This window comes from Parabacteroides bouchesdurhonensis (genome assembly GCF_900186615.1).
In the GTDB taxonomy this organism is placed as follows: Bacteria; Bacteroidota; Bacteroidia; order Bacteroidales; family Tannerellaceae; genus Parabacteroides; species Parabacteroides bouchesdurhonensis.
Genome location: NZ_LT896588.1, coordinates 3,556,438 through 3,583,064, shown reverse-complemented (window position 1 = coordinate 3,583,064; position 26,627 = coordinate 3,556,438). Strand labels below are relative to the sequence as shown.

Annotated in this window: 20 protein-coding genes and 1 pseudogene; 14 read left to right on the top strand and 7 right to left on the bottom strand. The window is 41.2% G+C overall.

From position 1 onward, the window contains the following. Window position 1: 1 nt before the first annotated feature. Window positions 2-388, bottom strand: coding sequence for a fluoride efflux transporter CrcB (gene crcB / locus C1721_RS15430; protein ID WP_102409071.1), 387 nt, complete (start codon window positions 386-388; stop codon window positions 2-4). Between the two features lie 69 nt (window positions 389-457). After that, window positions 458-1,477 carry a phenylalanine--tRNA ligase subunit alpha gene (gene pheS / locus C1721_RS15425; RefSeq protein WP_102409070.1) on the bottom strand — a complete coding sequence of 340 codons (1,020 nt, stop codon included), beginning with the start codon at window positions 1,475-1,477 and terminating at the stop codon, window positions 458-460. A gap of 202 nt (window positions 1,478-1,679) precedes the next feature. On the opposite strand from pheS, the gene C1721_RS15420 reads away from it, so the two are divergent. Further along, window positions 1,680-2,963, top strand: a complete 1,284-nt coding sequence (locus C1721_RS15420; protein WP_102409069.1) for a hemolysin family protein — start codon at window positions 1,680-1,682, stop codon at window positions 2,961-2,963. Between the two features lies 1 nt (window position 2,964). Here C1721_RS15420 and C1721_RS15415 read toward each other — a convergent pair whose 3' ends face one another. Together C1721_RS15415 and C1721_RS15410 are read right to left on the bottom strand one after the other, a co-directional pair. Continuing rightward, the gene (locus tag C1721_RS15415; RefSeq protein ID WP_102409068.1) at window positions 2,965-3,651 is read right to left on the bottom strand and encodes a potassium channel family protein; all 687 of its coding nucleotides are present in this window, start codon (window positions 3,649-3,651) and stop codon (window positions 2,965-2,967) included. A 16-nt stretch (window positions 3,652-3,667) separates the two neighbouring features. Then, complete coding sequence (locus tag C1721_RS15410) at window positions 3,668-5,488, bottom strand: TrkH family potassium uptake protein (RefSeq protein WP_102409067.1); 1,821 nt, start codon at window positions 5,486-5,488, stop codon at window positions 3,668-3,670. A gap of 163 nt (window positions 5,489-5,651) precedes the next feature. Here C1721_RS15410 and C1721_RS15405 point away from each other — a divergent pair, with 163 nt between their 5' ends. From C1721_RS15405 to C1721_RS15390, 4 genes are read left to right on the top strand one after another with little or no spacing between them, the layout of a single operon-like run. After that, window positions 5,652-7,142 carry a xylulokinase gene (locus C1721_RS15405; protein ID WP_102409066.1) on the top strand — a complete coding sequence of 497 codons (1,491 nt, stop codon included), beginning with the start codon at window positions 5,652-5,654 and terminating at the stop codon, window positions 7,140-7,142. A gap of 15 nt (window positions 7,143-7,157) precedes the next feature. Further along, complete coding sequence (mtgA, locus tag C1721_RS15400; protein WP_102409065.1) at window positions 7,158-7,925, top strand: monofunctional biosynthetic peptidoglycan transglycosylase; 768 nt, start codon at window positions 7,158-7,160, stop codon at window positions 7,923-7,925. After that, on the top strand, window positions 7,898-8,563 hold the full coding sequence (lipB, locus tag C1721_RS15395) for a lipoyl(octanoyl) transferase LipB (RefSeq protein ID WP_102409064.1): 666 nt from the start codon (window positions 7,898-7,900) through the stop codon (window positions 8,561-8,563). Before mtgA ends, lipB begins: the two co-directional genes overlap by 28 nt. Continuing rightward, window positions 8,563-9,510, top strand: a complete 948-nt coding sequence (locus C1721_RS15390) for a tRNA-dihydrouridine synthase family protein (RefSeq protein WP_102409063.1) — start codon at window positions 8,563-8,565, stop codon at window positions 9,508-9,510. Before lipB ends, C1721_RS15390 begins: the two co-directional genes overlap by 1 nt. On the opposite strand, the gene C1721_RS15385 is transcribed toward C1721_RS15390, so the two are convergent. After that, complete coding sequence (locus C1721_RS15385; protein ID WP_420872739.1) at window positions 9,503-13,978, bottom strand: translocation/assembly module TamB domain-containing protein; 4,476 nt, start codon at window positions 13,976-13,978, stop codon at window positions 9,503-9,505. The two genes, C1721_RS15390 and C1721_RS15385, sit on opposite strands and share 8 nt — an antisense overlap. Window positions 13,979-14,087: 109 nt before the next feature. On the opposite strand from C1721_RS15385, the gene tsaD reads away from it, so the two are divergent. Both tsaD and C1721_RS15375 read left to right on the top strand, forming a co-directional pair. Continuing rightward, entirely contained in the window at window positions 14,088-15,107 is a 1,020-nt protein-coding gene (gene tsaD, locus C1721_RS15380) for a tRNA (adenosine(37)-N6)-threonylcarbamoyltransferase complex transferase subunit TsaD (RefSeq protein WP_102409061.1), read from the top strand. A 20-nt stretch (window positions 15,108-15,127) separates the two neighbouring features. Then, a complete protein-coding gene (locus C1721_RS15375) occupies window positions 15,128-16,363 on the top strand; it encodes a CinA family nicotinamide mononucleotide deamidase-related protein (RefSeq protein ID WP_102409060.1) in 1,236 nt (411 codons plus the stop codon). Here C1721_RS15375 and C1721_RS15370 read toward each other — a convergent pair. Further along, on the bottom strand, window positions 16,360-18,093 hold the full coding sequence (locus C1721_RS15370) for an SGNH/GDSL hydrolase family protein (RefSeq protein ID WP_102409059.1): 1,734 nt from the start codon (window positions 18,091-18,093) through the stop codon (window positions 16,360-16,362). The genes C1721_RS15375 and C1721_RS15370 overlap by 4 nt on opposite strands. A 140-nt stretch (window positions 18,094-18,233) precedes the next feature. On the opposite strand from C1721_RS15370, the pseudogene C1721_RS15365 reads away from it, so the two are divergent. The 3 genes and pseudogenes from C1721_RS15365 to C1721_RS15355 all read left to right on the top strand — a co-directional run. After that, window positions 18,234-18,596, top strand: a pseudogene (locus tag C1721_RS15365) (pyridoxamine 5'-phosphate oxidase family protein); the annotation flags it as partial. Window positions 18,597-18,638: 42 nt separating this feature from the next. Next, entirely contained in the window at window positions 18,639-18,908 is a 270-nt protein-coding gene (locus tag C1721_RS15360; protein ID WP_102409570.1) for a zinc ribbon domain-containing protein, read from the top strand. A gap of 39 nt (window positions 18,909-18,947) precedes the next feature. Further along, on the top strand, window positions 18,948-20,939 hold the full coding sequence (locus tag C1721_RS15355; protein WP_102409058.1) for a glycoside hydrolase family 97 protein: 1,992 nt from the start codon (window positions 18,948-18,950) through the stop codon (window positions 20,937-20,939). 93 nt (window positions 20,940-21,032) lie between these two features. Here the strand turns inward: C1721_RS15355 and C1721_RS15350 are convergent, their stop codons facing one another. Then, window positions 21,033-22,217, bottom strand: a complete 1,185-nt coding sequence (locus C1721_RS15350) for a DUF4272 domain-containing protein (protein WP_102409057.1) — start codon at window positions 22,215-22,217, stop codon at window positions 21,033-21,035. A gap of 454 nt (window positions 22,218-22,671) precedes the next feature. Between C1721_RS15350 and C1721_RS15345 the strand changes: the two genes are divergently transcribed. From C1721_RS15345 to C1721_RS15330, 4 genes are all read left to right on the top strand, one after another. Then, complete coding sequence (locus C1721_RS15345; protein WP_102409056.1) at window positions 22,672-23,910, top strand: site-specific integrase; 1,239 nt, start codon at window positions 22,672-22,674, stop codon at window positions 23,908-23,910. Window positions 23,911-23,922: 12 nt separating this feature from the next. Next, complete coding sequence (locus C1721_RS15340; RefSeq protein WP_102409055.1) at window positions 23,923-24,306, top strand: virulence RhuM family protein; 384 nt, start codon at window positions 23,923-23,925, stop codon at window positions 24,304-24,306. Window positions 24,307-24,356: 50 nt separating this feature from the next. Next, window positions 24,357-24,806, top strand: a complete 450-nt coding sequence (locus tag C1721_RS15335) for a DUF3408 domain-containing protein (RefSeq protein WP_159063604.1) — start codon at window positions 24,357-24,359, stop codon at window positions 24,804-24,806. Window positions 24,807-25,260: 454 nt separating this feature from the next. Further along, complete coding sequence (locus tag C1721_RS15330; RefSeq protein ID WP_102409054.1) at window positions 25,261-26,361, top strand: AraC family transcriptional regulator; 1,101 nt, start codon at window positions 25,261-25,263, stop codon at window positions 26,359-26,361. The last annotated feature ends 266 nt before the right edge of the window (window positions 26,362-26,627 follow it).

Here is a 26,627-nt window from a genome sequence, read left to right as displayed (position 1 = left end):
ATCATTTTATTAAAGTTAGCGTATTCTTACCTAATAATAGACCTAGAAATACGGCGATTAAACCAAGTAGGTTACTTGCAAAGATATTAATAAAAGCTAGTTTATACTCTCCTGTCTTCATTAAAGTTGCAGTATCGAGAGCAAAAGAGGAAAATGTTGTAAATCCACCAAACAATCCGGTAAAAAGAAATGCGCGAGTATTTGTTGAAAAATTGAATGCTTCGGCCAAGCTCCAGGTAAAGCCTATTAGAAAAGAACCTATTACGTTGACTGAAAGAATGCCGAAAGGAAAAGAATAAGATACAGTTCTTTGTACCCACATAGATACTCCATAACGAAAAGCGGAGCCTATTGCTCCTCCTGCGATTAAAAATAAAACCTTTATCATAAGCCTTTGGTGTTTTTCCCCGGGCCGGGTTAATGAGCCCGGGGCATGGTAATGAATTAGGTTCTCAATTTAATTGGCCGACTCAAACTCTCTCAAAAAACGAATATCATTTTCTGAGAATAAGCGTAAGTCTTTAACTTGATATTTTAGGTTTGTTATACGTTCGATACCCATTCCCAATGCGTAGCCGGAATATACTTTACTGTCGATACCGCAATTTTCGAGTACATTCGGATCAACCATACCACATCCTAAAATTTCTACCCACCCAGTTCCTTTACAGAACGGACATCCTTTTCCTCCACAGATATTACAAGAAATATCCATTTCTGCAGATGGTTCGGTGAAAGGGAAGTATGACGGACGTAAGCGGATTTTTGTTTCCGGACTGAACATTTCTCTTGCAAAGAATAGTAAAGCCTGTTTCAAATCGGCAAATGAAACATTTTTATCCACATATAACGCTTCCACTTGATGAAAAAAGCAATGTGCACGATAAGAAATGGCTTCATTACGATATACGCGTCCCGGACAGATAATACGGATAGGCGGTTCTTGCTTTTCCATAACACGAGTTTGTACGGAGGATGTATGTGTTCGTAATAATACGTCCGGATTATGTTGAATAAAGAATGTATCTTGCATATCACGGGCCGGATGGTCTTCTGCAAAGTTTAAAGAAGAGAAGACGTGCCAGTCATCTTCTATTTCCGGACCTTCGGCAATACTAAAGCCTAATCTTCCGAATATATCACATATTTCTTTTTTTACGATAGAAAGAGGATGGCGCGTACCTAGTTCAATAGGATAAGCTGTTCGAGTCAGATCGATATCGTCATCTACTGTCTGCACGTTGTCAAAGCTAGTTTTTAGTTCATTTATTTTGTTTTGGGTAGTTTCCTTTAATTCGTTAAGGAATTTACCAACCTCTCGCTTTTGATCGGCTGCCACATTCCGAAAATCATTCATCAGTGCAGAGATTTCTCCTTTTTTGCTGAGGTATTTAATACGCAAAGCTTCGAGTTCTTCAGCATTTGCGGCTTTCATATTCTCTACTTCCTGGAGTAGAGCTTTAATCTTATCGATCATTACTAATCCTTTTTGTATTCAGTGTGCAAAGGTACTTTTTTCTCTTGGATAGTGCAATTGATATGATATGTTTTTTCTTCTTTATGTCTGTTTTTATGGAATATTTTACTGGATATTTATCAATCTTTCCATATTAAAAGAATTGGTAGAGATTGATATTTATTTTATCTTCGTACCCTATAGTAAATATTTATTATCGTAAATGGAAATAGTTATAATTATTGGTCTTATTGTATTAAATGGAGTTCTGTCAATGTCTGAAATCGCTCTGGTTTCTGCTCGTAAGGCTCGTTTGGAAATGGAAGCAAAACGAGGAAATAAATCAGCACAAACAGCTATACAGCTGGCTAATGAGCCTGATAAATTTCTTTCTACTATTCAGATAGGTATTACTTTAATTGGTATTTTAACCGGTTTATATTCCGGTGAAGCTTTCGCACATGATTTTGCTGACGTAATAGCTGTTTCTCCTTCATTACAACCCTATGCTTTGGGGATAGCTAAAACTACAATTGTAATTGTTGTTACTTATCTTACCCTTATATTTGGTGAACTTGTTCCGAAACGTATTGGTTTGGGATGTGCGGAAAAGGTTTCTATGTTGATCGCGCGTCCTATGAATTTCCTTTCTTTGATAGCTTCTCCTTTTGTATGGTTACTTTCTAAGAGTACCGCTTTGACGGTGAAAGTGATTGGTATTAATACAAATGAAGACAATAAGGTAACGGAAGAAGAAATTAAGGCCATCGTGAAGGAAGGCTTTGACGGTGGTGAGGTACAGGAGGTTGAACAAGATATTGTAGAGCGTGTATTTAGTTTGGGGGATCGTAATGTCGGTTCTATTATGACCTATCGAAATGATTTGATTTGGTTGGACATCACGGATAGTATAGATGAAATTCACAAAAAAGTTCAAGCTAATTTGTTTGACATTTATCCGGTCGCATCTGAAAAATTTGATAATATAGTCGGAGTTGTTTACTTGAAAGATTTGTTTGGACGTATTGAATCTCCCGATTTTTCATTGACACAAGTAATTCGTCCGGCTCAGTTTCTTCCTGAAAACCAAAGTGTATATAATGCTTTGGAGCTTTTTAAACAGGCTCGTGTAAAATACGGACTTGTTACGGATGAATTTGGAGGAATTCAAGGTATTGTTACTCTAAAGGACATTATGGAAGGTCTTATAGGACAAGTTCCTGATGTTGGAGAAGAACCGGAAATCGTTCAGCGTGCCGATGGAACTTGGTTAGTGGATGGACAACTGTCCTTCTATGAATTTTTGGAACATTTTGACATGGAAGATCTTTATGGAGATCATGACTATAATACGTTAAGCGGATTGATTCTGGAGATATTGGAACATGTACCGAAAACCGGAGAAACTCTTACCTGGTTATGCTTCGAGTTTGAAATTGTGGATATGGACGGTGCACGTATAGATAAGATACTGGTGAAGAAACTAGATTCACCAGCTAAATCTTAACTTATACCTCAGCTAATTTATGTAGTACTTCCATCTTTCCAAATAAAATGAGTAAATCATTCTCTTCAAGGGTTATCTCGTTTGTTAGATGATCAATGACGGAATATTGAGTCTGTTTAAGCCCAATCAGATTGCGGGTTTCTTTGGCTCGTTCTATACCTACCAGTCTGACTCCGAAGTTTTCTTCGAAATTAATCGTGCCAATATTTTGTCCTATTAAAACGGATGGCGTTTTTATTTTGTATAGATGATGAGTATCTGTTACCCGATACCAATGTTTGAATAAATCTCCGAGTGCCGCCTGGGATGCATAGTTGGCTGCAAAATCTTGTTCCGGTGAAATTATTTCTGTTACTCCGATTGCGCGAATAACGGTTTCATGTATAGGAGAGATTGAACGGACAATCAGTTTACCGGCATCCAGGCTTTTTAGTAATGACACAGTCTGTACAGAAGTTCCAAAATCTTTACCGTATGTTACAATGATAGCATCCATTTCATTTAGAGGTAGAGTACTTAATGCTGTACGGTCAGTTGTATCTAATGCAATAGCTCCGGAAATAGTTTGTTTAACTAAATCTACCCTGTGGAGATCAATGTCCACACCAATAACTTCGTTCCCAATACGTGTGAGGTTTTCCGCTATGGAACGTCCTAAATTGCTTAATCCGATGATAAGGTATTTCATGAGTCGTATATTTTAATTACATGAGTATATTTTCTTGTGGATATGTATAATTCTTCTTGGTGTATTCTTTGCAGAAACTTACAAAGAAGGTGAATACGCCAATACGCCCAATGAGCATCGTGCAGATAATGATTATCTTTCCAATGTCAGTGAGCGAAGGTGTGAAATCGAGACTGAGCCCAACGGTACTTAATGCAGAAGTAACTTCAAATAATAATGTATATAAAGGAATCCCTTTTTCCGTATACGATAAAATCCAGACGGCAATACTTAAATAAATAAAGTAAAGCACAATGATGGCAAATGCACGTCTTATAGCATAAGGCGCTATTTCTCGTTTTCGTACTTCTACTTTTTCTTTTCCCCTGGCTGTATTATATGCAGTTACTAATGCAACAAATATAGTGGTTACTTTTAATCCGCCTGCTGTAGACATAGGGCCTGCGCCAATTACCATTAAAATAAGAGTCAACATAAGAGTGGGAGAGGCCAATTTTGTCATATCTGCAACATTGAAACCTGCTGTTCTAGGTGTAACAGCTCCTAAGAAGGCATCTGCTATTTTCCCTTTCCAAGGTAATCCGTGTAAAGTATTGTCCGTTTCAAAAAGGAGATAAAGACAAGTCCCCGCTACTAATAATATCAATGTAGAGATTACAACGATATAAGTATGGATATTGATAATACGTGGAGTATGAATGTAATGTTTTTGCTGTCCTAGCAACATCTTTATGCCATTGAGTAATAAATGGTGTAGCAGTTTTAAGTAATTAAAGACAATAGGGAATCCTAATCCTCCGAAAACAATTAATATAGCTATCCAAAAATGAAAGTTATATTTATGAACAACCAGTGGATCATATAAATTATCAGGAAGAGTTGAAATGCCTGCATTACAGAAAGCTGATATTGCATGGAAGACAGAGAAGAATATTTCTTGTTTGAATCCTCCAGGAATAGAACCTCTGATATCCAGATAAATAAAATAAGCTCCTATACATTCTATAAATAGAGTAACAAATAATATGTTAATGATTACTTGGAATAAACCACTTATACGTTCTTCGTTCAACATATCTTTAAGCATCATTTTACTGATGAATGATGATTTTCCCATAAAAGATAGAGCGAAGAAACTAGTGAAGGTCATTACTCCTATACCTCCTATTTGTATTAGTAACATTATGATAATTAGCCCGGTTCGGGTGAAAGTGGTTCCTATGTTAACTGTTGTAAGTCCTGTTACGCAGACGGAGGTGGTAGAAGTAAATAAAGCATCTATAAAGTTGATGCCATGGTTTGTGGCATTAGGTAGCATCAATAATCCGGCTCCAACCAATACAACGAACACAAAACTTAAAAGAAATAACAAAGACGGTTTTATATGACTTTGCATTAATGTAAAAATTTGCCTGGATAAATGTATTGTACTTAATAAAATAAGTAAGATATATACAAATATCGGACTTGTCATAAACGACAAATAAGGCAAAGATTGGCTAATTGATTCTTTAAAAAATATTTTAGCGGATAATACAGCAAACAAAAGGAAATAAATGCTTATATCCAGATATAACAATTTCTCTTGTATTACGTCCTTAAAACGAAGAATATACCTGAGGGTGATACCGGTAAAGAAAGCCATTAATATAGATATTCGTGTCGTGTAAAGAAGTTTGGCTGTTTCAGGAGTTTGCACGAAACCGAATTGATATATCAGAACAAAGAAAGAGGCGATTGATGCCAGTAGAATGAGGGCTTCCGCTAACCCGTTAATAATACCCCTTGTTTTCGTCCAATATATTCGAAAAGAGAAATATAGCTCTTTTATATCCATAAATTGATCTTCTTTTGTATATAGATAGCAAAAGTATTAATAAAACCACTATAACATGAATAATGTTGAGAATTGTTTATATTTGCATACTTCTTATGCCTGAATCAAAAAAACACAATGCAGAGAATGTTCGAATTTAATTAAGAATTAATATAGTATTGAAATGTGTTTATTAGGGTGTGATATTGCCAGTTCTTCAGTGAAAGTGTCTATTGTTGATGAAGATAGTGGATTAACCATTGCTTCTGATTTTTATCCTAAAGAAGAAGCGCCTATAAAAGCTTTGCAACCGGGATGGGCCGAACAAAATCCGGATGATTGGTGGACTTATTTAAAAATAGCGATAAAAGGTGCTTTGGAAAAAGCACCTGTAAGTGGCACGGATATAAAAGCGATAGGCATTTCTTATCAGATGCACGGACTGGTTGTTGTAGATAAGAAAATGGAAGTTTTACGTCCTTCTATTATATGGTGTGACAGCCGTGCTGTATCATACGGTGAACGGGCACTGTTGAACATAGGGGAAAAACAATGTTTTTCGCATCTTCTTAATTCACCCGGAAACTTTACCGCTTCTAAGCTTGCATGGGTAAAAGAATATGAACCGCAATTGTACAATTCAATTTATAAGATAATGTTACCGGGAGACTTTATTGCCATGCGTATGACGGGCAATATTGTAACTACTATATCGGGCTTGTCGGAAGGGATCTTTTGGGATTTTGCCGAGAATACATTATCGGAAGATTTGATGAACTATTATGGGTTTGGCAAAGACTTGATACCCGATATATGTCCTACCTTTGGTTTACAGGGTGAGTTGTTAGCATCCGTTGCGTCAGAATTAGGATTAAAGAAAGGCACTCCCGTAACTTATCGGGCAGGTGATCAAATAAATAATGCTTTGTCATTAAATGTATTAAATCCGGGAGAGATTGCAGCAACCGCCGGAACATCCGGTGTTGTGTATGGGGTGAATGGCAAAGTTCGTTATGATACCTCTTCATGTGTGAACACGTTTGCTCATGTTAATCATTCGGTAGATAATATACATCTGGGTGTTTTGTTATGTATAAATGGTGTGGGAATACTTAATTCCTGGGTAAAGCGAAATGTGGCACCGGAAGGAATTAATTATTATGAGTTAAACGAATTGGCAGCAACAGTACCTATTGGTTCTGAGGGACTTTCTATTCTTCCTTTTGGAAATGGCTCGGAACGAATGTTACATAATAAGCAAATTCATTGTTCCATGCATGGATTGAACTTTAATATACACAATAAGGCGCATATTGCCCGGGCAGCGCAGGAAGGTATTGTTTTTTCATTTAAATATGGTATGGATATTATGAATGAGATGGGTATTGATATTCAGATTATTCGTGCCAGTAATACAAATATGTTCCTAAGTCCTATTTTCCGGGATGCTTTGGCAGGAGTGACCGGTACGGTTATTGAGCTATATGATACAAACGGCGCTGCCGGCGCTGCTAAGGGAGCAGGTATTGGAGCAGGTATTTATAAATCGGCAGAAGAAGCATTTGCTTCATTGAAAAAGATTAATGTAATAGAACCGGATGGATTGATGGCCGATAAATATTGCGGTGCTTTTGATATTTGGAAAGATCATTTATTAAGAGAAATGGCTGTTTAATACGAAATCGGTAATATGTGTATAATAAAGCGAATATTAATCTGGTGTAGGAATATACTGATATTTCTGTTTTTATCCAGTATATTGGCTGTTGTTGCATATAAGTATATTCCGGTATATTATACTCCGTTGATGTTTATTCGTTTATATGAACAGTTCCATGATGGGAAGAAAATGAAACTGGAGCATAAATGGGTCCCTTTATCGGAAATAGCTCAACCTTTAGTGCAAGCAGTCGTTGCTTCTGAGGATAATCTATTCCTTGATCATCATGGTTTTGATATGGAGCAGATACAAAAGGCCAGAGTGGATGCTGAAAAGGGAAAACGAGTACGTGGAGCAAGTACCATTTCGCAACAAACGGCAAAGAATGTCTTTTTATGGCCCGGTAAAACTTACATCCGGAAAGGCATAGAAGCTTACTTTACGTTGTTGATAGAATGGATATGGGGAAAGGAGCGGATTATGGAAGTTTATCTGAACTCTATTGAAATGGGTGATGGAATTTATGGCGCAGAAGCTGTGGCGGAAGCTCATTTTCATAAAAAAGCATCTAAGCTTACGCAAGATGAGGCGGCTTTGATTGCCGCGTCTTTACCTAATCCACGTAAGTTTAACTCTGGAAAACCTTCTCCTTATATGCTCAAAAGGCAAGCTAAGATTATCTCTTTAATGGGTAAATTGCTCAAAATAGAAATGGGATATGGGATTGAGGAACAGAATAAAGATTCAGGAAAAGTAAAAAAGAGAAAGAAATGGAGAGCTTTATCTACCATAATTTAGGGCGTATTAATTATGCTGATGCGTTAAAACGTCAAATATCGGTATTTGAATCATTAATAGTAGCAAAGAAAGAGGGGAGGACGGAAGAAAATCAATTATTCTTTTGTGAACATGCCCCCGTGCTTACTATCGGGAAAAGTGGAAAAGACTCAAACTTGCTTGTCTCGGACGAGCTTTTACGGCAACGTGGAATCTCTTTTTATCATACAAACAGAGGTGGAGATATAACTTATCACGGTTACGGTCAAATAACCGGTTATCCTGTGTTTGATCTTGAATATTGGAATCTGGGACTTAAACAATATATCGGACGTTTAGAAGAAGTAATAATACGTTTTTTGGCTGTTTATGGCATTAAAGGAGAGAGATTGGACGGCGCTACCGGAGTGTGGATACAACCGGATATTCCAGGTAAGGCCCGTAAGATATGTGCGATTGGTGTAAAAAGTAGCCGCTTTGTTACGATGCATGGTTTTGCATTAAATATAAATACCGATTTAAACTATTTTTCTTTGATTAATCCTTGTGGTTTTAAAGACAAGGGCGTTACCTCTTTAGAAAAAGAGCTAGGTATTCAACAGGATTTTGAATTAGCTAAATCTCGTCTTCTTTCAATCTTTAGAGAATTGTTCGCTTGATGGAATATGAAATTCATTTTGCTCCGTTACAAGGATATACGGATACGGTATATCGTGAAACTCACGCCCGTGTGTTTGGTGGAGTTGAAACCTATTATACACCTTTTGTGCGCTTGGAGAAAGGTGCATTCCGGAATAAAGAATTGCGTGATATAGCCGTTTCCGATTTTTCTTTAAGCAAAGTAGTTCCCCAATTAATAGCTTCTGTGCCGGAAGAGTTTAGGACAATCGCCACTTTGTTTTATGAAAAAGGCTATAGAAGGGCCGACATTAATTTGGGTTGTCCTTTTCCTATGCAGGTTCGCCAGCATAGAGGTGCCGGTATTTTACCCTTTAAGAAAGAAGTAACTACCTTACTGGACGTTATTTCTGAATTCCCCGATATGCGGTTTTCCATAAAACTTCGTCTGGGATGGGAAAGAGTAGATGACGCTATAGAATTGATACCTTTATTAAATCAACTTCCGTTAGAACATATAACATTGCATCCCCGGTTAGGAATCCGGCAATATAAAGGAAAGGTCGATATGGACGGGTTTACTGCTTTCTATCATTTATGCAAACACCCGCTTTTCTATAATGGTGATATTGAGAATAAGAAAGATATTCAGACGCTATTAACCCGTTTCCCTCTGTTAAAAGGCGTTATGGTTGGACGAGGCTTACTTGCCCATCCCTGGTTGGCTGCGGAATATATAGAAGGAAAAAACCTTACTGATATAGAAAAGAAAGATAAATTAGTGACATTCCATTCTTTGTTATTGGAAGGGTATCAATCCCGTTTGGAAGGAGGGGAGCACCAAATTCTGGATAAGTTGAAGACTTGTTGGGATTATTTATTACCGGAGGCCGACAAGAAATTACGAAAGAAAGTAATAAAAAGCAATAATTTAGCGTCCTATACGCAGGCTGTCACTGATTTATTCCAGGCTTATCCTTTTATTTAATAGAATCTTTCACAGAAGGAGTTACAATTGTTGAATCTTTTGGTACGGATGGTAAAGTATATCTTTTACGTCTGAATATCTCGGAAGGACGCGTAAAATCTTTCTTAAACATGATACCTACTCCTTGAGTTGTAAGTGACTGTTTGAGATATTGGTACATATCATTCGCATGATTATAAGCTTTCAGGCGTATGTCTCCGTTCTTAGTCAGTTTATATTCCAGGTCGAACTCGCCGATAAAGACGTTTTTCTGATTATTATAATAACTGTTCTTATAACCAAAGTTTCCGTTAATCAACAAACGGTTATCCAATAATTGACTACTTAATAACATTTCCATTTCTGTGCTTCTGTCACTAAATCCGTCTTGACCGGCACGTATATTCGCTCCGATCTGTACTTTATCTGTAAAGCTGTTCAGTATACTGGATAGCTGCGATGAAATGGCAGAAGAGGCAACCGCGTTTAATTCATTGGAACGGTAAGCTGTTGTAGAATAATCCGGTGTATAGAACTTGTTTAGAACCAATAAATAGACAATTTGCCTTGTCATCATATCTTCCGTATCGATAAAACTCCTCATCTGACGTTCCAGTTCCTGATTAGACCCGGGCAGCTCCAAGTCAAAAGAAATAGTAGGGCTGCGCAACATACCGTCTAATTTAAGCACACAGTTTACAGGAACACTGGGACGAGGGCTTTCTATTACTAAGCTTTGGTCCAAGTCTGAAAGGTTGGCCGTTAAATTGTATATTGCATTGATATTCATATTGGCATTGAACGGATCACCGCGAAAGTCTATACTGCTTCCTTCACGTATCTTGAAGTCTTTATGTATAATTTGCTGGAGGCTGAAATTATAATTACCGCTAATGATATTTACGCCTCCGTACATGCGCAAGTCTGATTTTGTACCATACTGGATTTGCAGGCTTCCGTTGGCATTACCTTTTATGCGGTCTCCGGCAATAGGGTCCATGATTAATTCAATATTGGCATCAGGAGTAATATCCAATAGAAAATTCATGCGGAGTTCAGCGCCTTCATTTTCCGTAAAGGGAGAAACTTCTTTTATCGAATCCGTAGATAATGCTGTAGAGTTCCGGGTAATCTTCTTTTTGTCTACAAAAGAAATAAAGTCGTAATCAGCCGCGGAATTATTATTCATGAAGTTTAAGAATACTGACGTTTTAGGCTCGCTTTGCATGTTGATGTCAAAATTTATCAACTTGTCATTTCCCTTGATTGTTGCAGACCCACTGCCGAATACTGTTCCGTATATCATCGGATTATGCTTTTCAGACGCGTCATACATCAACATATTATTAGCTTGTACATTGACAAGGAAGTCGAAATCATGGAAATGTTTATGGTTAAATTTCAGATTCACCTTACTGGAATTGTTGAATTTATCGTGTACTGTAATATTCCGCAGATTGACCGATGCTGAATCCAAATGAACAGAATCGGAAAACGTATAATAGGTGTCTAAAAACTCGATACCTAAGCCGCCATCCTGAACGAAAGCGTCTCCTTCTACCGTTAAGGCCTTGAAAGGACCATGTAAATGTATATTACCGAATGCACGGCCTTGAAGATTTTTTATTACTTTATCCACAAAAGGATGTAAGAATGCTACATTTATATCATTGGCATCGAAATAAAGGGACAGGCCTGCATTAGGGCCGACAGGGTAGATATATCCGTTTACGTCTGTCCAGGTACTGTCATTCTTATAAATACTTCCTAGCATAAGAATACCTTTTTGCATGTCATCCCATTCACTGAACAAATTAAGACGCCCCAGTTTAACCTGATTAAATGAAAAATCCTGTATCTCCAAATCCGTATTCAGCATACGGCTGCCATACACATCGTTGATATTAAACTTGCCGGTTGCTTTTCCTCCGAATTGTAAAACCGGAATATTTAAAATATCGAATATATAGCTAAGTTCTATTTGTCTTAAATCCAGATTTAAAGTATCAAGAGGTTCTTTGGAGACGAGACCGTTCAGATGAATATATTGGTCGGCATGTGAGATGTGAATATCTTCTATACCTATTTTACCATTCCGGATCATAACGTTGGCAGGAGCTATATTCCATAATGAGTCGGCAATGATTAGAGGGCTTGAATTAATAGCTATCTCTGTCCGCAATGTTGCTGGACCTTTCTCGTTTTCTTCCTCAACAAAAAGGGTGGAGGCTGACAAATCCGCTTTAAATAAACGTTGTTTATTATTCGCCCACCCGATAAATGTATTAAGGCGGTTCTCTTTGGCGTCGGCTTTCAGATGAAGGTAATTGCGTAAACCTTTGGCATTATAGTTGATGGCTCTCAACTCCATCTTGATTTTATCTTCCGGATTTTCACAGGTAAAGTAACCGGATTCAAACATAGACTTGCCCATTTTGAATTTCGGCAAATAAGCTTCTATACGAAACCGGTTATAGATGTTATTATAATGTCCGGTAATCCGGCCGGGTGTTTGTACGGTAAAAGGTAGTTTCAACGTTTGGGATAGTGCCTCTGTGTTCTCGAGGGAAAGAAGCAATGAAAAATTGTTTTCCTGTACCTTTTGCTCTTTTTGCGTTACGTTGATCAGTGCTGGAACATATCCTTTAAATGTATTCATGAAGCTGGGTACAATTGTTTTAAAGGAATAAGCTCCTGTAATCTCTCCGTTCAATATATCGGATTGAATGGTCAGGTGGCGGTCTTCGGAGTATCCGGAAGCGGCAACTTCCAGCTTTTTCAGGAAGAAACTGTTGGGGGTGGTTTTGAATGACAAATCATTAACAGTAACGCTTCCTTCTATATTGTCGATATTATCCCCTGTAAAGTCCGCATTCAGGGATACGGATATTTCCGGTGCTTCGTATTTATCAGTAAGGTTCAGACTTTGAGGGCGGAAATGTTGCAGGTCGGCAGTGAAATTAAAGATTGAGTTCTTTCCTTGATGTTGAAATATACCTTCTGCATAAAGCACTCCGTTAGGATCGTCTATTTGCAAAGTTCCATTGAACCCATTCTTTTTAAACTTACCGGACAGCTGTATATTCTCATATTTGTATTTCTTATAATCCAGCTCGCCGATATTCGCATGTATAGTACCTGAGAAATTACCGTTTATCGGACGGCTAGCGTCCAGGTTAATATCGAAACGGGCGTTGCCATACGGATTATCTTCATTGAAAAGCTCATGAATATGAAGGTCGGATGAGGCTATGTGCCCTTTCAGGTAAGCCGCGATATTTTTTTCCTTGTTACTTCCGAAAATCATATCCGTTTGTATAGAACCGATGGAAGAAGACAGTTTGCCAAAGGCTACCAGGTTATCGAAGAATCCGGATATTTCTCCCGTAAAATTGATTGTACCTAAACGGGTAATAGGAGCGGGGAGTTCTACCGGTTGCTTGTTGAAGTTGTTTACCAAACCGGATAATCCTTCGGTGGTGATGTACATTTTATTTACTTGTCCGAACACGTAAGCCTCTTCCGGATGGGCTATATTCTTCAAGTCCATCTTACCTACAAACAACATTTTGTCACTGTATTTCAGTGTCAAACGTTTCAGGTCTATATTGTTTATATAGCCGGATGCTTCTGCCGAAAGCTCGATTGTTTCCATGAAATTACTGAATGCAGGAACAAAAGGGGATAAATCTTTCAGGCATATTTGAGAAGGAGCAATGTTTAGATTGACCGGAGCATTGTTCAACAGTTGTGAGATACTGTCTACTTCCGTCAGGTTGATGATCGCACGGTCTATCTTTAGATCGGTCTGCGGAAGCTGTACCTCAAAATTGTTGATAAAAGCACTGTCTTGATTCCCTACTATGTTTAATGATAACTTGTTAAGGGAAAATCCGGAAGCCTCGTCAAAACTCATTTTCTTAATGTTGGCATTCAAGCTGTCTTTATTAAATGCTTTTAGAGAAATCTTGGCACTCAGATTGCTGATGTTAACGTGTTTCGGATTGAATTTCCCCGTAGTCATACTTTCGCTGCCTACATTGTAGCTGAAGTTTCCCCGTTTGATTAATATGGAGTTGAAACGTAAATCAATGTTCTTGTCTTTCTTTATCGTATCCTTGTTTGCGAAGGCGTCGATAACGAATTGCAGATTCAGTTTATCGTTTGGCGTTTGTTTGGATAAGTTTACCGAGAAGCCGAAGAGCCGGACTGTGGTAAATACGAAACGGCCCTTTAGTAAAGGCAATACCTCAAAGCCTGCTGCTACGTGGTTGGCTTCGAACATTACTTTCCCATTCTGGTCTTCCAGGTACAAGCCTTCCAGCACCAAACGGTTAAACCATTCGATGTCTACCTTCCCAATCTTTACCGGAACGCCTAGACGTGAGGATAATTCATTTGTTGCCGTTGTCGATATCTTCTTTTGAATATAAGGAACATTCACCAAGATAGTCGGTAGAGCGTAGAATATCCAGAACGAGGTAAGCAGGAATATGATTATGTATTTTAGCCCTCTGATATCTTTACTATATTTTAAGCACAAAACTACAATAATATCGCGATAGATTTCGTTAATTTGCAGAAAAAAAGAAGAATATATGAGTGTGACTATATTGGGGATAGAATCTTCTTGCGATGATACTTCCTCTTCTGTTATCCGCGACGGCGTGATGCTGTCTAATGTAATAGCCAGCCAGGCCGTACATGAAGCATACGGCGGTGTTGTTCCGGAACTGGCTTCCCGGGCGCATCAGCAAAACATTATTCCGGTTGTTGCAGAAGCTATAAAGCGCGCGGGCATTGATAAGTCTGAATTAAGTGCGATTGCTTTTACCCGTGGACCGGGTTTGATGGGGTCTTTGCTGGTAGGAACTTCTTTTGCTAAAGGACTGGCTGCCTCGCTGGATATTCCGATGATAGAAATTAACCATTTGCAAGCGCATGTACTGGCTCATTTTATCAAAGAAACGCCGGAAGACGATCACGCACCTTCTTTTCCTTTTCTTTGCCTGTTAGTTTCGGGAGGGAATTCTCAAATCATTAAAGTGAAAGCCTATAATGATATGGAAGTAATAGGGCAGACGATAGATGACGCTGCCGGTGAGGCATTCGATAAATGTGCCAAAGTGATGGGGCTGGGCTATCCCGGTGGTCCTGTAGTAAACCGTTTGGCGAACGAAGGAAATCCGAAAGCCTTCCGTTTCAGCAAACCTCATATTCCCGGATATGATTATAGTTTTAGCGGATTGAAGACCTCTTTCCTTTATACATTGCGCGATTGCTTGAAAGAAGATCCGGATTTCATTGAAAAGAATAAGAAAGACTTATGCGCCTCTTTGCAAGCCACGGTTATAGACATACTGATGGATAAATTGAGAAAAGCGGCGAAAGATTTGAATATTAAGGAAGTTGCAGTTGCCGGAGGTGTATCGGCCAACTCCGGGCTTCGGGATGCTTTTTTAGATCATGCCGAACGATACGGATGGAAAGTACATATCCCTAAATTCGCATTTACTACTGATAATGCGGCAATGGTTGCTATTACAGGATATTATAAATATCTGGATAAAGATTTCTGCCCGATGGATGCCGCTCCGTTCTCGCGCGTTGTTATCTGATAATAAAGAAATAAAGCGATATGAATGTAGAAATAATAACAATAGGCGACGAGTTGCTTATTGGCCAGGTGATTGATACGAATTCGGCCTGGATGGGCCGGAAATTGGGTGATGAAGGCTTCCATGTTGTATGGCGCACTACGGTTGGGGATGAAGAGCAAGACATGCTGGATGCTTTTGATGCTGCCATGCACAGGGCACAGATTGTACTTGTTACCGGCGGTATCGGCCCTACTAAAGATGATATTACCAAGAAGACGCTTTGCAAATACTTTGATAGCGATATGTATTTTTCGGACGAAGTGTATAAAAATATAGAGAGCATTTTTTGCCGGACAGGGCGTACAATGAATGAACTTACCCGTAGCCAGGCAATGGTTCCTGATAAATGTACCGTAATCCAGAATCAGGCAGGTACGGCTCCATGTACCTGGTTTGAAAGGGATGGCAGGGTACTGGTTTCCATGCCGGGTGTTCCTTATGAGATGAAATGGTTGATGACGAATGAAGTTATTCCCCGTTTGAAAAATAAGTATCGCCGGGATCTGTTTATCAAGCATCAGACTTGTTGGGTGACCGGCTACTCGGAATCGGCTCTGGCAATTAAACTGACCGATTTTGAAAATGCATTACCTTCATTTGTTAAACTGGCCTATCTTCCTCAACCCGGAATTATCCGTCTTCGTCTTTCAGTTTACGCATCCGCAGAAGAAGATGCGGAACAGGTTATATCCGAACAGAAAAACAAATTGCATGCCTTATTGGAAGGAAGTATTCTGGTGGAAGAAGACAAACCGTTGGAAGAATTGATAGGGGAGAAGTTACGCTCTTTGCATTTAATGATGGGAACGGCCGAAAGTTGTACCGGAGGACGTATTGCAGGAATGATTACCTCTGTGGCCGGTAGCTCTGAATATTTTTCAGGCAGTGTGGTGTCTTATTGTAATGAGGTAAAACATAATGTACTCGGAGTCTCCGAAGATGATTTGAAGCAATATGGAGCAGTGAGCCAGCCTGTTGTGGAACAGATGGCTATGGGAGCTATTCGGGTTTTAGGTTGTGACTGTGCGGTTGCTACATCAGGCATTGCCGGACCCGGGGGAGGGACGCCTGATAAGCCTGTAGGTACAGTTTGGATTGCAGCCGCTTATAAGGATAAAGTGGTGTCGGAATGTTATCATTTCGGGGCTATTCGCGAACAAAATATCCAACGTTCTGCCAACACTGCACTGTTGATGTTGCTGAATCTACTTTAAAATGAAGCGATGGCCGGCGCAATGAGCCGGTATCCTTCTTCATTTGGGTGTACCCCGTCGCTGAATAGGGATTCGTCTATTTTGCCATCTTTTCCAAGAAGAGCTACACCGGCATCAATATAAATACAGCTTTCTTTATCGACCATTTTATTAATTTGTTCGTTAAGTTGTTTGATCCGTGCTTCGCGATCCTTTCGCGGGAGAATGCCTACAACTTTGATAGTAGCCTTTGGTTGGCGTTCGCGAATGGCCGACAGGAGAAAACGAAGGCCTTCGATAATATCATTGTCGCTGTTTATGTCCACGTTGTTGGTTCCTATCATTAATACAATCTTTTCGGTTTCGAAGCCGTTTAATTCGTCGTGGTAGACACGCCAAAGAACATTCTCGATACGGTCGAAACCAAATCCCATATTGTGAAAACCTTCTTTCCGCATCACTTTGTTCCAGCTATCTGTGCCGTTCCGGCGTGGCCCGATAGGCTCTCCTCCCCAAAAATGGGTAATTGAATTTCCTAATATAACGGCTTTGGGTGTTTCTTTTTGGCTTAAAGCCAGAATATCCTGATGGCGTGCCTGCCATTCGTAATTGTGCGGCTCTCTGCGTTGGGTTACGGGCGTAGTGGTAGATAACTTGCCAACAGGTAGTTTTAATATTTCACGTACTTTCTTTTCAATGGCGCGACTTTGTGCTTCCATTCCATAATCGGAGGGATGTACATAATCTACCCATCCATCGGCTGGCAGATCGAGTTCGTCATGCGAAAGATAAAAAATGTCTTTTACGCCTTCCTTTATCAGTTGATCAAATGCTTTGTGCTGGCTTATGTTTTTTTGCGTATAAGCATTAAACATGCTACTGTCTGTGTCTGCATTACTACATCCTGCATGATCGATTAACAGGATAGGGGTATTTCTTGTTTCTCGTATCTGATGTACGGCATCACATACCAACCGGATTATTTCCGGTTCTGTTTTTCCATATATATTGGGCAGGCAATCCAGAATATAGAGACGGGCATCTATTTCGGTAATGAATTGCAAAACACCTTGTTCAAGACGTCCATTGCCCGAAAAGCCCAGATTAATCAATGGGTATTCCAGAGATCGCTGCATGATGGTACTCCACGCCATTGCCGGACGTGAGGCGCATGCCCCCTGGGAAACGGATGTTCCGTACAGAACAATAGGTTTCTCCTGAAAAACAGGAATGAACGTCAATTCGTAGCTATCGGGTACACCTATTTCCATCCATTGTACACTGTTATACAGTGGAAGATACAAACTATACTCATATCCATGGGAATGAAGCGGACTCTTTTCTGTGATATTGTAAAAATACTGGATTGTGTCGCCGAAAGAATATCCGCCGTAACAGAAATGGCTTTTCCCGTTTTCGTCTTTACAATACATATCTACACCTGATACACCGGTAGATGGCATGTGAGGCATGTTTAACGGACCGCTTACCGTGTAGCGGACTTTTATCCGGGGTGCATTACTGTAGAAATGAATGGAGAGGCCCGACGAGTTGCGCGACAGTTCCCATACTATCGGTCTGACGGCTTGTTCAGCCCGGTTGGGAAGTCTTACATATGTTTTTCCTATTTCATTTGTCCAGCCTTGATTCTGAATAACCGGAATATCTGTTTTCTGCGGATTATACCAGCGCCATTGTGCATTTGCCAGAGAAAATGTGAAGCAAAATAGTAATAGATAGAGTGGTCTCATGTGTGTGATAGATAAAATAGAACATTTGTTTCTGAATAAGGGCAAAGATAAGAAATTAATAACTGCGAAAAAATATCAACAGATACTTTTCAACTATAAGAAGTTATGATTAGATTTGCGTATAATTAAAATAATAGAAAATGGAATCAATACAGGAAAAAGCTGCTGCAATAGTAACCAATGCACAAATTATCACATTGGCATCTATTGATGAGAATGGTTACCCGCGTCCGGTTGCAATGGTAAAAATCAAGGATGAGAAAGGAGATATTTATGTATCTACCGGAACTAGTTCGGCAAAGACAGCCCACTTCAGAGCTAATCCGAAAGCCGGAATGTCCATTGTAGAGGGTGGAAATAGTATTGTTTACACTGGTGATGTGGAAATTGTAACTGACGAAGCGCTGAAACAATCTCTTTGGGGAGACTGGATGCTGGAACATTTTCCGGGAGGTGTGAATGATCCTGAATATTGCGTGCTGAAGTTTACTCCGAAATCTGCCACTTATTGGATTGATAATGTATTTGTAAAAGACGGGAAATATATGAATCTTTTCTGCCAGAGTTGTGGTATGCCAATGCAAACATCTGAATTATTCGGAACAAACAAAGACGGTTCGGTAAATCAGGAGTATTGTTGTTATTGCTACAAGGATGGAGGATTTACTCAGGATTGTACAATGGACGGGATGATTGAACATTGCGTTAAATATCTTGACGAGTTTAACGGAGCCTGTAATACTCAATTCTCGAAAGAAGAAGCGATTGCACAGATGAAAGAGTTTTTCCCAAAACTCAAACGGTGGAAGAAGTAAACAACTGATTAAGACGTCAATATTTAATACCATAATACCATGAATGTAAAAGCATTATTGTTTTTCTGTGTTCTTCTGGGAAGTATGCCTGCAATGGCCCAAAAGAGCTATAATCTGCAATCGCCGAATAAAGTATTGCAGGCGCAGATCGCGGTTGGCGACGATATTCAATTTTCGTTAACTCATGACGGGACTGAGGTTTTGGCTCCATCCACTATTTCTATGACATTACAGGATGGTGAAGTATTGGGAGCTAAACCCAAAGTATTAAAAGTGGTGAAGGCTTCGGTTGATAAGGAGATACTTTCTCCTTTTTACAAGAAATCCGTAGTAAAGGATGAATATAACGAAGCTACCATTTCCTTTGCGGGTAATTACAGTATTGTATTCCGCTTGTATAACGAAGGATTGGCATATCGTTTTGTAACAAAAAAGAAAGGTGATATTATTGTGGTAGGAGAGGAAGCTGAATATAACTTTTCTAAAGACCATAAAACATTTGCTGCTTATGTGAACAATAAGGCTGAAACATTTGAGAAGCAATATTTTAATTCATTTGAGCAACCTTATGTAAACGAATCTATTACTAAGCTGAACAACCAGCGTTTAATGATACTTCCTTTTTTGGTGGAATTGGATAATGGTAAGAAAGTTTGTATTACAGAAGCCGACCTTGAAGAGTTTCCCGGAATGTTTCTGAATAACTCAGCAGATAAGCCATGTTTGAAAGCAATACATGCTCCTTATCCTAAAATAGAAGAACAAGGCGGACATAACCGTTTGCAGATGCTTGTCAAAGAACGTGAGAATTTTATTGCAAAAACAAAAGGTACGCGTTCTTTCCCTTGGCGTGTGTTTACTGTATCTACAGATGATAAAGAACTGGCCGATTGTGATATGGTATATCGTCTGGCTTCCCCTTCCAAAGTGAGCGATATTTCGTGGATCAAACCCGGAAAAGTCGCTTGGGACTGGTGGAATGACTGGAATCTATATGGTGTCGATTTTTGTGCTGGGATAAACAACGAAACCTATAAATATTATATAGATTTTGCTTCGGCTCATGGTATCGAGTATGTTATATTGGATGAAGGTTGGGCTGTAAATCTACAGGCGGATATGCTCCAGGTGATTCCTGAAATCAATTTGCAAGAATTGGTAGACTATGGAAAAGCAAAGAATGTAGATATTATTTTGTGGGCTGGTTATTGGGCTTTTGCGCGTGATATGGAAAATGTGGTCAAGCATTATGCAGATATGGGTGTGAAAGGATTTAAGATAGATTTTCTGGATCGTGATGACCAGAAGATGGTTGAGTTTGTCTACAAAGCTGCTAAAGTATGTGCCGAAAATAAGATGCTTGTGGATTTTCATGGTGTATTTAAACCGACCGGATTACAGCGTACATATCCGAATGTGCTGAATTATGAAGGTGTAAACGGTTTGGAGCAATTGAAATGGTCGCCCGAATCGTATGATATGGTTACGTATGACGTCACAATTCCGTATATTCGTATGATGGCTGGTCCGATGGATTACACACAGGGAGCTATGCGTAATGCATCCCGTTGGAATTATCGTCCAGTTAATTCTGAGCCTATGAGTCAGGGAACGCGTTGCCGCCAGTTGGCTACTTATGTGATATTTGAATCGCCGTTTAATATGCTTTGTGATAATCCATCTAACTATATGCGCGAAAAAGAATGCACGGAGTTTATTGCCAATGTTCCTACTGTATGGGATGAAACTGTTTCTTTGGATGGCAAAGTAGCCGAATATATCGCTATGGCGCGTAAGCATGGTGATGATTGGTATGTTGGTGCTTTGACAAACTGGGAACCGCGGGAGTTGACTCTTGACCTTTCTTTCTTGGGCGAAGGCAATTATAAAATAGAATTATTTAAGGATGGTATCAATGCCGATCGTGCGGCTTGTGATTATAAAAAGGAAGTTCTTTCTGTTCCGGCTGATCGCAAGTTGAATATAAAAATGGCTCCCGGCGGTGGTTATGCTGCCCGTATTTATAAATAATGAAATGTAGAATTGGTGTTTCGGGAATTCATCCCGGCCATTTATAAAAAAGATCCCGATGATTTGACTAAATCATCGGGATCTTTTTTCATATTATGTATTAGGTTGTATGTCGTCCCATTCTGCTTGATTATTGGCACCTATTAGCCAGTTGAATACATAGTGGCGTTCTTGTACAACTCCGCTTTCCAGAGATGCCGGTGTTTCTTTCCCGTGTATTCTGGCATCTACACAAGCCCAATTATAGCGGAGAATCAGGTCGGCTTCATCTAATATTTCGTCTTTTCCCCGCATCCGGATTTTCTCTTGCAAAGAATCCAGAGTGTGGTTCCATAAAATAGAAGCGATTCCGCGAACGTCGCATATTTCGTCTGGGTAATTTAATTTATCCAGTCCTAATGCCCAAAGCAATACAGTACAACATTCGTACCTCCAGACAAACTGGACGCATTCGTTTTTTTCGGGAGATTCGTTGTCAATATAAGCTGTTTCGGCAGGTGAAAGGGAAATAGGGTATCGTTTTTTCACTTCGTCTATATATTCCAATGCATTTTCGCGGCTTCCTTCTTCTGATAACATAACTTCGGAATAAACAGAAACTGCAAACAGGGATGCGAGACGTTTCAATATTTCTTCCGGCATGCGTATTTGAGCTTCTGCTTCTGTTATGGAACTGCGTAAATGTGAAGCATAAGGTATGTCTTTTTCTTTTAACTTTTCAATAGAGCGTCGTTGCCTGGCTTTATCGGCTTCGGTGTCTTCCGGTCGGTTGGTATCCAGATAGTCGGCATTTGCAACAGGAGAGAATTTTTCCAACTCTGTTTCGCCTTTTATGGAAAAGACCAGTTCGCCTGTTCCGTTGTATATTTCCATAGCCGGGAAAAGTAGGAACCCTTTTATCTCATTTGCTATAGCAAACATTGTGTTAATAAGGTAATTGGTACGATTCTGATCTTCGTTTTCTTCAAAAGTGATTCCTGTTATGGAATTAAAATATTGAATCTGGTATATGATATTCTTCTTTATGTCTTCATGCTTGGTCTCAGCTTGCGCGAAGTAATTTGCCATACCGGTTTGATGATTGCTTACAAATTGGGGATCGGTGTTGCTGTGATTGAAAAAGAATGTCATTTCGCTATCGTCCTGCAATATCAAGGTTAGTTGTTTGTCTTTTTCGTCATATTCTTTAGTTACAGGATTAAAATGCTTTTTGATGGCTTCCGGAATGCGGGCTTGATTGCCAATTACCGTATATAATGTGATATTTCTTTTTTCCATGACAATATAAATTTAGAGTAAATGATTAATGGAAGCAAGATACGTTTGAAATATGGAAAAAGGAAGATGTTGTAATTTTTCGAAAAAAAAGTGCAGTAGATAAGAAAAAAGCGCGAGACAGAGCAATAGAATTGTAGAACAAGGATTTAAGGTATGAGGCTGGGCAAAGCGCGAAGCCAAGTGAAACCGTCGAAAAGCCACCTGAAACCTCGGTTGCGTTACCAAGTCATAACCGTTTTCGGGAATTGAGTGGAGGTAACGGAACCGGGAGGATGAGGCGAAAGAGGTAGTCTGCGACAGTTTTCCGGCCTTTGCTGAAAGCAAAGGTAAACAATCTTTCGGTGGACGTTGCAAAAAAGAGTGCTTTCGGATTCTTTTGCGCTGATTGGCTGCAATTTGCGTATCGACGAATAACTCCATAGTTAATAGTTTTGAACCATTAAAATTGTGAGTTATGAGAAGTACGTTCAGCGTTTTATTTTATCTGAAAAGGAAAGATGTCAGAAAAGACGGTACGGTTCCGGTTATGGGGCGTATCACCATCGACGGAGGCAAGCCCTCGCAGTTCAGTTGCAAATTCACCGTAAATCCCGCTTTGTGGGATACTGAATCGGGACGGATGACAGGCCGGAGTATCGCCGCACAGGAGGCGAACAAGATGCTCGACGGCATCCGCGTAAAAATCAACGGCCACTACCGCGCAATCATGGAGCGGGACGGGTATGTTACCTCCGAGAAAGTGAGAAATGCTTTCTTGGGGCTGGAATACCGTCACGAAACGCTACTGAAAGTTTACGATCAATTCAACAGTGATTTCTATAACTGGGTGCAGGCGAAAATGCGGGCTAAAAGCACCTTTCAAAAGTATCTTACGGTTTACGGACATCTGAAAGATTTTCTCCTGACAAGGTATAAGGTCAGCGATATAGCCCTAAAAGAGATTTCTCCAGCTTTCATCAACGACTTTGAAATGTTCCTGCGTGCGGAAAAAGGCTGCACGCATAACACGGTTTGGGTTTATCTGATGCCGCTACGAAAAATGATCGATATAGCTATTGAGAATAGGTGGTTGGTACATGATCCCTTCGTCAAACACGAGATAAGCCCGGAGGAAACCGAACGGGAATTTCTTACGAAAGAGGAAATCCGCACGTTGATGGAAACGCGCTTTGCAAATCCCAAGCACGAGCTTGTGCGTGATCTGTTCGTGTTCTGCTGCTTTACGGGGTTGTCCTATTGCGAACTGTATAATCTTTCGGAGGAGAATATCCGCACCTATTTCGATGAAAACCAATGGATACATATCGCACGACAGAAAACGACGGTCGTATCGGAGGTGCAGTTGTTGGATATACCGATGAAAATTCTCGAAAAGTATCGTGGCACAAGTGAAAATGGGAAAATCTTTTCCGTACCCAAATACAGCACAATCCGCTCGAACATTAAAAAGATATTGAAAATCTGCGGTATAGAAAAATCCATGTCATGGCACGCCGGGCGGCATACGATGGCTACAACCGTGTGTCTGTCGAACAATATGCCCATCGAAACGGTCAGTTCTATTTTGGGACACAAGAACATTCGCACGACACAAATCTACGCGAAGATTACCAAAGAGAAGGTCAAAAATGATATGAGTGCCCTTGCCCGGCAGTTGAACAACATCGAGGAATTTGCAGGAGTAGCAATCTAAAAGTGTCAGGATATGAAAAGAGATAAAATCACAATCGGCGAGAACGGCGTAACCCTGACGGGGAGCGAGGTATGGATGACGGCAATGGAGCTTGCCGAGCTGTTCGGTACGACTGCCGGAGCGGTAAACGCAGGTATCAAGGCAATCATTAAAAGCGATACGCTGCACGATTACGAGGTCTGCAAGTACGTTCGTCTGGAAAACGGCAACGGTGCAGACGTGTATAATATGGAGGCGGTTGTCGCCCTTGCATTCCGTATCCATGCGCAGGGTGCAATGAGATTACGGGAGTATATACTCCGTACACTCGGTACAATGAGCAAACGGCCTGCAATAAATATACTGATGACCTGCTCTCGTAAAACGGACGAGTACAGCCGACATATTCCCAACTGACGGTTTCCTATGAAAAAAGAAATAATATTAACCTGTTAAATAGATACCTTATGACCAAAAATGAAAGAACGCCGGACATCGATGCCGAAGAGATTATCGAGATGTTCCGCCCTGAAATGAGAAGATTGAAGCCGACAGATGTCGGTTTAGAGAGTGTACCGGGTACACAGCGTGTAACGAGCGAACCGATTGTGCAAACAGCAACGACGCTGCCGACGGACACGACCTTAACAACAGAACCAGCGCATGCTATATCCAATCGCGCCGGAATGAAGCAGAAAAGAGCAACGTTGGAAGAATACCGAGAAACATTCCTCCGGGTGCCGAGAATCGAGAACCGCAAACCCGTTTTCGTGAGTTGCGAGGTACGCGACCGACTGGACGAGATCGTCCGCAGGTTGGGAGGCAGACGGATGAGCGTTTCGGGACTGATCGAGAACCTCGCACGGCATCATCTGGAAACCTACGGCGAGGACATCGAACGGTGGCGGAAATTATAGCTCCGCTATCCGTTTTTCATAGGATAATACAGTGTGTACACTCGGCATAGCGAGTATAGTGAAAAGCAGTTCAATTATCGGAGGGCAATAGCTCTCCGATTTTGTTAGCATCGACTAACAGCAAGGTGTGTATCGAGTTACTCGACACCTTTCGGGTTACTCCCGAAAGCCTTGGCTATTCGCCTTCGTTTTCTCGCCTCAGCATAGCAAGAACTTCGTTCTGCTCTGCGCTCGGCTTGCTGAAAACGTTGCCCTGACGGGGCGAAATCGCTCTTCCGAAGTCGGGCGATTGATGAAAAATGAACATCATTAACCGACCGCGTGTCAGACACCATGCCCGAAGAGAAGGGCGAGTGCCCCGTCGGGCTTGCGTCCCCTGCGGATAAGGTCTGCGGGATGTCGAATTCCGTTTCTTTTTGAGGGTTTTTGCGATAAAAACCGTATTTTTGCCATCATGGGAATTGCGGAGAACATCCTCTTTCAGTCGCTTTGCCTGACGGCCTTCGGGACGCTTCTGTGCTCGCTGCTGCTCTACCTGCGGCGCGGGTACGGCGACCGTTCTCGGCGGCTGTTAGGGTGGTGCTTCGCGTTTTGTGGCGTGGTCGTGGCCCTTAGGGCATGGATGGGAAGCGCCGGCTGCCCCGTCTCCGGGGAGGTGCTGCTGCCGACGGATCTGGACAGCGGCCTTTTGACGCTTTTCGTCTTTTTCCTCTATCCCATCGAAGTGATCCACCCCGGCTGGCTCGATGCTCGCCGAACCGCCGTCATCGCGCTTCCGTGGATCGCTTTCAGCCTTCTGTGGGTCTTCACCCCGTTCCGGCCTCTGGCGTCCTTCTCCGAGATGACGATGTATGCGGGCGAGTTCAACGTGTGGATACGGCTCGTGTTCCTGGCGATGTTCGTCCCGCTATGCTTCGTGCTGCTCTACATTCCTCGGAATTATCGCAAGAGCAGCGCCGACAACCGGTGGATCAGCCTCTATACGGTCGGCACGCAGGGGATCGCCGTGTTGTACCTGCTCTCGATGCTCACGGGCGATACGCTGGTGAACGCCGTGCATATCGCCTACTGCATGGGCTTCTGCCTGGTGGTGACCTATCAGGAGCTTTTCCTGCGCATGCGGGTTCCCGCCGAGGAGGAGCTGCCGCAGACGATGCCCGCTACCGTGCAAATGCCCGAAATACCGCTATGCCCGACCGAACACTCGTCGGAGCCGAACCCGCTTTGGGATGCGCTGCTGCGGCTGATGGACGAAGAGGAGCCGTGGCGCAATCCCGACCTGTCGCTCGAAACGCTGGCGGCACGCCTCGCGAGCAACCGCACGACACTCGCCCGGCTGATCCGGCAGCACGGGTACGAGAATTACCGCCATTTCATCAGCCGCCGCCGCATCGGGGAGTTTCTCAAGGCGCTCCGCGCCGATCCGCGCATCAGCATCCAGGACACCTTCTTCCGGGTCGGCTTCCGCTCCAAAATCACGGCCCTGCGCTACTTCCGGCGCGAGACGGGAACCACGCCGTCGGACTGGCTGCGCAGGCTCTCTAAAAGGGGGTAAACCCCCGCATTTTGTCGCAATGAAACCTCATTGTCGCAACTGTACCTAAAAAATTATCATCTTGTCGTAATGAAACCAAACTAATTCCGGTTTGGTACCTCCCGTATCTTCCGAATTGCTAATTTTATAGGCAGAAATGAATTGCGAATTCATTTCCGCCTTTTTTCATGCCCGATACCTAAAAATACCGATAAAATGATACGAGTTTTTTCGATACGATCCGGCGGGACATCCGCTCTGCGGCCTTCGCCGCTGCGGCATCGCCT

Bases quoted from the DNA above. Each gene is read 5' to 3' on its own strand.
- C1721_RS15350 (WP_102409057.1), bottom strand. From the start codon at position 22,217: ATGGAAAAAAGAAATATCACATTATATACGGTAATTGGCAATCAAGCC.
- C1721_RS15345 (WP_102409056.1), top strand. From the start codon at position 22,672: ATGAGAAGTACGTTCAGCGTTTTATTTTATCTGAAAAGGAAAGATGTC.
- C1721_RS15420 (WP_102409069.1), top strand. From the start codon at position 1,680: ATGGAAATAGTTATAATTATTGGTCTTATTGTATTAAATGGAGTTCTG.
- C1721_RS15340 (WP_102409055.1), top strand. From the start codon at position 23,923: ATGAAAAGAGATAAAATCACAATCGGCGAGAACGGCGTAACCCTGACG.
- pheS (WP_102409070.1), bottom strand. From the start codon at position 1,477: ATGATCGATAAGATTAAAGCTCTACTCCAGGAAGTAGAGAATATGAAA.
- C1721_RS15405 (WP_102409066.1), top strand. From the start codon at position 5,652: ATGTGTTTATTAGGGTGTGATATTGCCAGTTCTTCAGTGAAAGTGTCT.
- C1721_RS15390 (WP_102409063.1), top strand. From the start codon at position 8,563: ATGGAATATGAAATTCATTTTGCTCCGTTACAAGGATATACGGATACG.
- mtgA (WP_102409065.1), top strand. From the start codon at position 7,158: ATGTGTATAATAAAGCGAATATTAATCTGGTGTAGGAATATACTGATA.
- lipB (WP_102409064.1), top strand. From the start codon at position 7,898: ATGGAGAGCTTTATCTACCATAATTTAGGGCGTATTAATTATGCTGAT.
- C1721_RS15335 (WP_159063604.1), top strand. From the start codon at position 24,357: ATGACCAAAAATGAAAGAACGCCGGACATCGATGCCGAAGAGATTATC.
- tsaD (WP_102409061.1), top strand. From the start codon at position 14,088: ATGAGTGTGACTATATTGGGGATAGAATCTTCTTGCGATGATACTTCC.
- C1721_RS15415 (WP_102409068.1), bottom strand. From the start codon at position 3,651: ATGAAATACCTTATCATCGGATTAAGCAATTTAGGACGTTCCATAGCG.
- C1721_RS15370 (WP_102409059.1), bottom strand. From the start codon at position 18,093: ATGAGACCACTCTATCTATTACTATTTTGCTTCACATTTTCTCTGGCA.
- C1721_RS15330 (WP_102409054.1), top strand. From the start codon at position 25,261: ATGGGAATTGCGGAGAACATCCTCTTTCAGTCGCTTTGCCTGACGGCC.
- C1721_RS15360 (WP_102409570.1), top strand. From the start codon at position 18,639: ATGAATCTTTTCTGCCAGAGTTGTGGTATGCCAATGCAAACATCTGAA.
- C1721_RS15355 (WP_102409058.1), top strand. From the start codon at position 18,948: ATGAATGTAAAAGCATTATTGTTTTTCTGTGTTCTTCTGGGAAGTATG.
- crcB (WP_102409071.1), bottom strand. From the start codon at position 388: ATGATAAAGGTTTTATTTTTAATCGCAGGAGGAGCAATAGGCTCCGCT.
- C1721_RS15375 (WP_102409060.1), top strand. From the start codon at position 15,128: ATGAATGTAGAAATAATAACAATAGGCGACGAGTTGCTTATTGGCCAG.
- C1721_RS15410 (WP_102409067.1), bottom strand. From the start codon at position 5,488: ATGGATATAAAAGAGCTATATTTCTCTTTTCGAATATATTGGACGAAA.